The sequence below is a fragment of the Vibrio sp. YIC-376 genome, assembly GCF_052353105.1.
GTDB lineage: Bacteria > Pseudomonadota > Gammaproteobacteria > Enterobacterales > Vibrionaceae > Vibrio.
Genome location: NZ_JBBWFK010000015.1, coordinates 76,722 through 82,743 on the forward strand (window position 1 = coordinate 76,722; position 6,022 = coordinate 82,743).

The window sequence follows — 6,022 nt, forward strand, 5'->3', positions numbered from 1 at the left end:
TTAATCCTCAGCTGGGTTTGGGTTAGCCAGGACGGTTTCCGTCTGTTCTTTACGGAACGCTTCCACTTTTGCCATGATGCTTTCATCATGTGTACCCAGAATTTGTGCCGCCAGAATGCCAGCGTTTGCTGCGCCTGCTTCACCAATCGCTAATGTACCGACCGCGATACCTTTTGGCATTTGTACGATAGACAGTAGAGAATCCATACCTTTTAGTGCGCGAGACTGAACCGGAACACCAAGAACTGGCAAACTTGTGAATGCTGCTGTCATACCTGGTAGGTGAGCGGCACCGCCTGCACCTGCGATGATCACTTTGATTCCGCGCTCTTTCGCGCTGCTTGCGTAATCAGCCAATAGTTGAGGAGTACGGTGAGCTGACACCACTTTTGTTTCGTAAGACACGCCAAATTGATCCAGCATGTCCGCTGCTAGTTTCATGGTTGGCCAATCTGATTTAGAACCCATGATGATACCGACTTTCATCTCAAACTCCTTCAAGCTGCAAAATTAGGTGAGCTGATAAATTTGTGCGCATTATACGGGGATTTTTATCTCAAGCAAACGTTTGCGCGCCTTTGTAAATGCTATTGATACATTTTATAAAAAAATTGCTTTAGTCTCTGAGAATGAATATTTGTACACTTAGAGAAAATAATACAGTCAGACTATCAGGAAGTAATCGGTGGATAACTTTGAACAGGTGCTCAACGCACTACAACAAGGCGAAGTGATTGCCTATCCAACAGAAGGTGTTTTTGGTGTCGGGTGCGATCCAGATAACCCGCAGGCAATCCAAAAATTGCTGGAACTGAAGCAGCGTCCGGTAGAAAAGGGGCTTATTCTTATTGCCGCCAGCTATGAACAGCTATTGCCTTACATTGACGAGTCTCAGTTGACTCAAGAGCAGTTAGATAAAGTTCATGCAACCTGGCCTGGCCCATACACCTGGATCATGCCAGCGAGCGATAAAGTGTCTAATTGGGTTTCTGGACAGTTTGATTCGATTGCAGTTCGTGTGACTGATCATCCTTTGGTGCAAAAGATGTGTAATGCTTTCGGAAAGCCGTTAACCTCTACCAGCGCGAATCTTTCTGGTTTGCCACCGTGTATGACGACGGAAGAAGTGGAGCAGCAGTTAGGTGACAAGCTGGTGGCTATTCTTCGTGGTGAAACCAGCGGTCGTGACAAGCCAAGTGAGATTCGTGACGCTAAAACCTCACAAATATTAAGACAGGGCTAACCCTGCCAGCTAGCTATCAATAAGGTACCAATAGGTAATAACGTATGTCAGCAATCGATAAGCATGCCGTAAAGCAGTTCCTGATGTCGCTTCAGGATTCCATTTGCCAGCAGTTAGAACAAGAAGATGGAAAGGCCGTCTTTGTCGAAGATGCATGGCATCGTGAACCGGGAGAGCGTCTTGGTGGTGGTGGCCGTTCACGAGTTCTCCGTGATGGTCACGTATTCGAGCAGGGTGGAGTGAACTTTTCTCACGTTGAAGGGAAAGAAATGCCAGCGTCAGCAACGGCTCATCGTCCTGAATTAGCGGGTCGCCGCTTTGAGGCGATGGGTGTCTCTTTGGTTATTCACCCTAAAAACCCTTATGTGCCGACTTCTCATGCTAATGTTCGCTTCTTTATCGCAGAAAAAGAGGGAGAAGAGCCGATTTGGTGGTTTGGTGGTGGTTTCGACCTGACTCCTTTCTATCCTTTCGAAGAAGATTGTCAGTATTGGCACGATATTGCGAAAGCAATTTGTGCCCCATTCGGTGATGAAGTCTATGCAGAGCACAAAGCGTGGTGTGATAAGTATTTCTTCCTCCCACACCGAAACGAAACACGTGGTGTTGGTGGTTTGTTCTTTGATGATTTGAACCATTGGGAGTTCGATAAGTGTTTCGATTACATCAAAGCGGTGGGAGAAGGTTTCTGTCAGGCTTATCTACCTATCGTCGCGCGTCGTAAAAACATCGAATACGGTGAGCGTGAACGCGAGTTTCAGTTGTACCGTCGTGGTCGTTATGTTGAGTTTAACTTAGTGTATGACCGTGGGACTTTGTTTGGTTTACAAAGTGGTGGGCGTACGGAGTCGATACTGATGTCAATGCCACCATTGGCACGCTGGGAGTACAGCTACGAACCTGCAGCGGGTACACCAGAGGCTGAGCTTTACGAGCGATACCTAAAACCGCGCGAGTGGTAAGTGCTGAATCTACTTTTCTATATAGATAGATAGTGATAGGGTCATCTTTAATCAGATGGCCCTGTTTTTCTCTATATTAAGGTAAGGAATAAAGGTAAGGAAATGACTCAGCAAATCGATCGCTATGCCGTGTTTGGTAATCCTATTGGGCACAGCAAGTCGCCGTTTATTCACACACTTTTTGCTCGCCAAACGAATCAATCACTGACTTATACGGCTGAATGCGCCCCTGTTGATGGATTTATAGAAACGGTAACAGTGTTTTTTGCTGAAGGCGGCAAAGGATGTAACGTTACCTTGCCTTTTAAGGAAGAGGCATATCGATTTGCCAGTCGATTAACCGAGCGTGCTCAGCTTGCCGGAGCTGTGAATACACTAAAGAAGCTGGATGATGGTGAAATCATTGGTGACAACACCGACGGTGCTGGCTTAGTGCAAGACTTGCTTCAGCATCACGTCGTTTTAGAAGGGGCTCGTATCCTGATCATAGGGGCTGGTGGAGCATCTCGTGGCGTCATCAATCCATTACTTGATCAAAAACCTGCTTCTTTAACGGTCACCAATCGTACTTTTGCCAAAGCAGAAGAGCTGGCGGAGTTGTTTGCCGCTTATGGGCCAGTGACAGCGAAAGAGATGAGTACCATTACTGAAGAGTATGATGTCATTATCAACTCGACCTCTGCTTCGTTGAGTGGTGAGCTTCCTGATATATCGCCTACTATCTTCGCGGCAAACAGCACAAGCTATGACATGATGTATGGCAAAGGTGATACCACATTTAACCAGTGGGCAAAGGCGCATGGTGCTTCTCATGCCTATGATGGTTTAGGCATGTTGGTGGGCCAAGCATCTGAGAGCTTTATGCTGTGGCGTGGTTTGCGTCCGGGAGCCAAACAGATTTTACGTGAATTAAGAAAAAACCTTGAAGGTCAGTAGTCGATGAACCAATCCATTTTATTCCCAGATATCCAGTCGTGGGATGAGACATCACAATCGGTAAACTTTCCTGCACAGCAATCTGGCGCACTTATCGAATGCTACGTAACAAAACAGAAGCTTGCAAAAATGAGCGGGTTGGCCATAGAAGACGAACAACAAGCAATAACGGCATTTATCGCCTGTCGATTTGATCTGGAAGATGTTGCTGAAGAACTTATAGAAGATGAAGCCTTCAATGAAGAAGGCCACATCATTATTGAATAATTAGCTTATCGAATCGCTAACTAATGACTTCTACTTCATTTAAGTAGTCGTTTTTGTTCTGCACGTAGTTATCAGAAGACTTTTGTAAGAAGGCTCGCTCTTTTTCTGAAAGGGGGCGGGCTTGTTTTACCGGGCTACCCACATAGAGATAACCACTTTCTAATACTTTTCCAGGTGGCACTAAGCTACCAGCGCCAATCATCACTTCAGATTGAATTACCACGCCATCGAGAACAATAGCACCCATCCCCACCAACACGAGATCGTGAATCTCGCAACCATGTAACATGACTTTGTGACCTATCGTGACGTCATTGCCAATAATCAAAGGGTAGCCGTTTGGGTTTTCCTGATTTTTGTGCGTAACGTGTAAAACGCTCCCGTCTTGGATATTTGTGCGATCACCAATGTGAATATGATTTACATCACCACGTGCTGCAACCAACGGCCAAACACTAGAATCGTCCCCAATGATGATGTCACCGACTAAAACAGATGTTGGATCGATGTAAACTCGCTCACCAAGCTGAGGCTTCATACCTTTATAACTTCTTATTGAACTCATCTTTTCTCCTTATTAAAGGCGATTAAAGGGGGTATAGGGGTAGAAGAGTAGTAAAAACTCGCCTTTTAGAATAAAAAACACTCAAACGATAAAAAAATCAAAAAAAACCTGAAAAATGGCTTGCCAATGTGATCGCAATCCCTATAATGCCACCTCGCTGACACGGCAACGCTTCGAAAGAAACGAAACTGAGTTAGCAAGCCAAATTAGCCAAGCGGAAACGCTTGAAAAAAGTTTGAAAAAAGTGATTGACACTAAACTTTAACTCGCTAAAATGGCCGTCCGATTTGAGCGAGGCTCAATAGGAACGCTCTTTAACAATATAGACCTATCAATCTGTGTGGGCACTCGTTGATGATAATCCAATTAGAAACTTCGGTTTCAAATTAGGTTTCAATGATACGAAGTGACCATTGAATCGCAAGATTCAGCACAGTCAATTCAAACATTACTTATGTAATGTTCAGTATTCATTGAGCCGACAAAATCTTAAATTGAAGAGTTTGATCATGGCTCAGATTGAACGCTGGCGGCAGGCCTAACACATGCAAGTCGAGCGGCAGCGACAACATTGAACCTTCGGGGGATTTGTTGGGCGGCGAGCGGCGGACGGGTGAGTAATGCCTAGGAAATTGCCCTGATGTGGGGGATAACCATTGGAAACGATGGCTAATACCGCATGATGCCTTCGGGCCAAAGAGGGGGACCTTCGGGCCTCTCGCGTCAGGATATGCCTAGGTGGGATTAGCTAGTTGGTGAGGTAAGGGCTCACCAAGGCGACGATCCCTAGCTGGTCTGAGAGGATGATCAGCCACACTGGAACTGAGACACGGTCCAGACTCCTACGGGAGGCAGCAGTGGGGAATATTGCACAATGGGCGCAAGCCTGATGCAGCCATGCCGCGTGTGTGAAGAAGGCCTTCGGGTTGTAAAGCACTTTCAGTCGTGAGGAAGGTAGTGTGTTTAATAGATGCATTATTTGACGTTAGCGACAGAAGAAGCACCGGCTAACTCCGTGCCAGCAGCCGCGGTAATACGGAGGGTGCGAGCGTTAATCGGAATTACTGGGCGTAAAGCGCATGCAGGTGGTTTGTTAAGTCAGATGTGAAAGCCCGGGGCTCAACCTCGGAATAGCATTTGAAACTGGCAGACTAGAGTACTGTAGAGGGGGGTAGAATTTCAGGTGTAGCGGTGAAATGCGTAGAGATCTGAAGGAATACCGGTGGCGAAGGCGGCCCCCTGGACAGATACTGACACTCAGATGCGAAAGCGTGGGGAGCAAACAGGATTAGATACCCTGGTAGTCCACGCCGTAAACGATGTCTACTTGGAGGTTGTGGCCTTGAGCCGTGGCTTTCGGAGCTAACGCGTTAAGTAGACCGCCTGGGGAGTACGGTCGCAAGATTAAAACTCAAATGAATTGACGGGGGCCCGCACAAGCGGTGGAGCATGTGGTTTAATTCGATGCAACGCGAAGAACCTTACCTACTCTTGACATCCAGAGAATCTGGCGGAGACGCTAGAGTGCCTTCGGGAACTCTGAGACAGGTGCTGCATGGCTGTCGTCAGCTCGTGTTGTGAAATGTTGGGTTAAGTCCCGCAACGAGCGCAACCCTTATCCTTGTTTGCCAGCGAGTAATGTCGGGAACTCCAGGGAGACTGCCGGTGATAAACCGGAGGAAGGTGGGGACGACGTCAAGTCATCATGGCCCTTACGAGTAGGGCTACACACGTGCTACAATGGCGCATACAGAGGGCGGCCAACTTGCGAAAGTGAGCGAATCCCAAAAAGTGCGTCGTAGTCCGGATTGGAGTCTGCAACTCGACTCCATGAAGTCGGAATCGCTAGTAATCGTGGATCAGAATGCCACGGTGAATACGTTCCCGGGCCTTGTACACACCGCCCGTCACACCATGGGAGTGGGCTGCAAAAGAAGTAGGTAGTTTAACCTTCGGGGGGACGCTTACCACTTTGTGGTTCATGACTGGGGTGAAGTCGTAACAAGGTAGCGCTAGGGGAACCTGGCGCTGGATCACCTCCTTATACGA

The 6,022-nt window shown here is 47.3% G+C and carries 6 protein-coding genes and 1 rRNA gene; 5 read left to right on the forward strand and 2 right to left on the reverse strand.

The window, feature by feature from the left end; all coding sequences use genetic code 11:
• Nucleotides 1-486, reverse strand: a complete 486-nt coding sequence (gene purE / locus WJM94_RS20965; protein ID WP_444496115.1) for a 5-(carboxyamino)imidazole ribonucleotide mutase — start codon at nt 484-486, stop codon at nt 1-3.
• A 199-nt stretch (nt 487-685) separates the two neighbouring features.
• Here purE and WJM94_RS20970 point away from each other — a divergent pair, with 199 nt between their 5' ends.
• The 4 genes from WJM94_RS20970 to WJM94_RS20985 all read left to right on the forward strand — a co-directional run bounded on the left by WJM94_RS20970 (nt 686) and on the right by WJM94_RS20985 (nt 3,408).
• The gene (locus tag WJM94_RS20970) at nt 686-1,243 is read left to right on the forward strand and encodes an L-threonylcarbamoyladenylate synthase (RefSeq protein ID WP_444496116.1); all 558 of its coding nucleotides are present in this window, start codon (nt 686-688) and stop codon (nt 1,241-1,243) included.
• A gap of 44 nt (nt 1,244-1,287) precedes the next feature.
• Complete coding sequence (gene hemF, locus WJM94_RS20975) at nt 1,288-2,205, forward strand: oxygen-dependent coproporphyrinogen oxidase (RefSeq protein ID WP_444496117.1); 918 nt, start codon at nt 1,288-1,290, stop codon at nt 2,203-2,205.
• Nucleotides 2,206-2,307: 102 nt separating this feature from the next.
• Nucleotides 2,308-3,141, forward strand: coding sequence for a shikimate dehydrogenase (gene aroE / locus WJM94_RS20980; RefSeq protein WP_444496118.1), 834 nt, complete (start codon nt 2,308-2,310; stop codon nt 3,139-3,141).
• A 3-nt stretch (nt 3,142-3,144) separates the two neighbouring features.
• Complete coding sequence (locus WJM94_RS20985) at nt 3,145-3,408, forward strand: DUF1488 domain-containing protein (RefSeq protein WP_444496119.1); 264 nt, start codon at nt 3,145-3,147, stop codon at nt 3,406-3,408.
• Between the two features lie 16 nt (nt 3,409-3,424).
• Here WJM94_RS20985 and WJM94_RS20990 read toward each other — a convergent pair whose 3' ends face one another.
• Nucleotides 3,425-3,973, reverse strand: coding sequence for a gamma carbonic anhydrase family protein (locus tag WJM94_RS20990; protein ID WP_444496120.1), 549 nt, complete (start codon nt 3,971-3,973; stop codon nt 3,425-3,427).
• A 491-nt stretch (nt 3,974-4,464) separates the two neighbouring features.
• On the opposite strand from WJM94_RS20990, the gene WJM94_RS20995 reads away from it, so the two are divergent.
• Nucleotides 4,465-6,017: ribosomal RNA gene (locus WJM94_RS20995) — 16S ribosomal RNA — on the forward strand.
• The last annotated feature ends 5 nt before the right edge of the window (nt 6,018-6,022 follow it).

Bases quoted from the DNA above. Each gene is read 5' to 3' on its own strand.
- WJM94_RS20990 (WP_444496120.1), bottom strand. From the start codon at position 3,973: ATGAGTTCAATAAGAAGTTATAAAGGTATGAAGCCTCAGCTTGGTGAG.
- hemF (WP_444496117.1), top strand. From the start codon at position 1,288: ATGTCAGCAATCGATAAGCATGCCGTAAAGCAGTTCCTGATGTCGCTT.
- WJM94_RS20985 (WP_444496119.1), top strand. From the start codon at position 3,145: ATGAACCAATCCATTTTATTCCCAGATATCCAGTCGTGGGATGAGACA.
- purE (WP_444496115.1), bottom strand. From the start codon at position 486: ATGAAAGTCGGTATCATCATGGGTTCTAAATCAGATTGGCCAACCATG.
- aroE (WP_444496118.1), top strand. From the start codon at position 2,308: ATGACTCAGCAAATCGATCGCTATGCCGTGTTTGGTAATCCTATTGGG.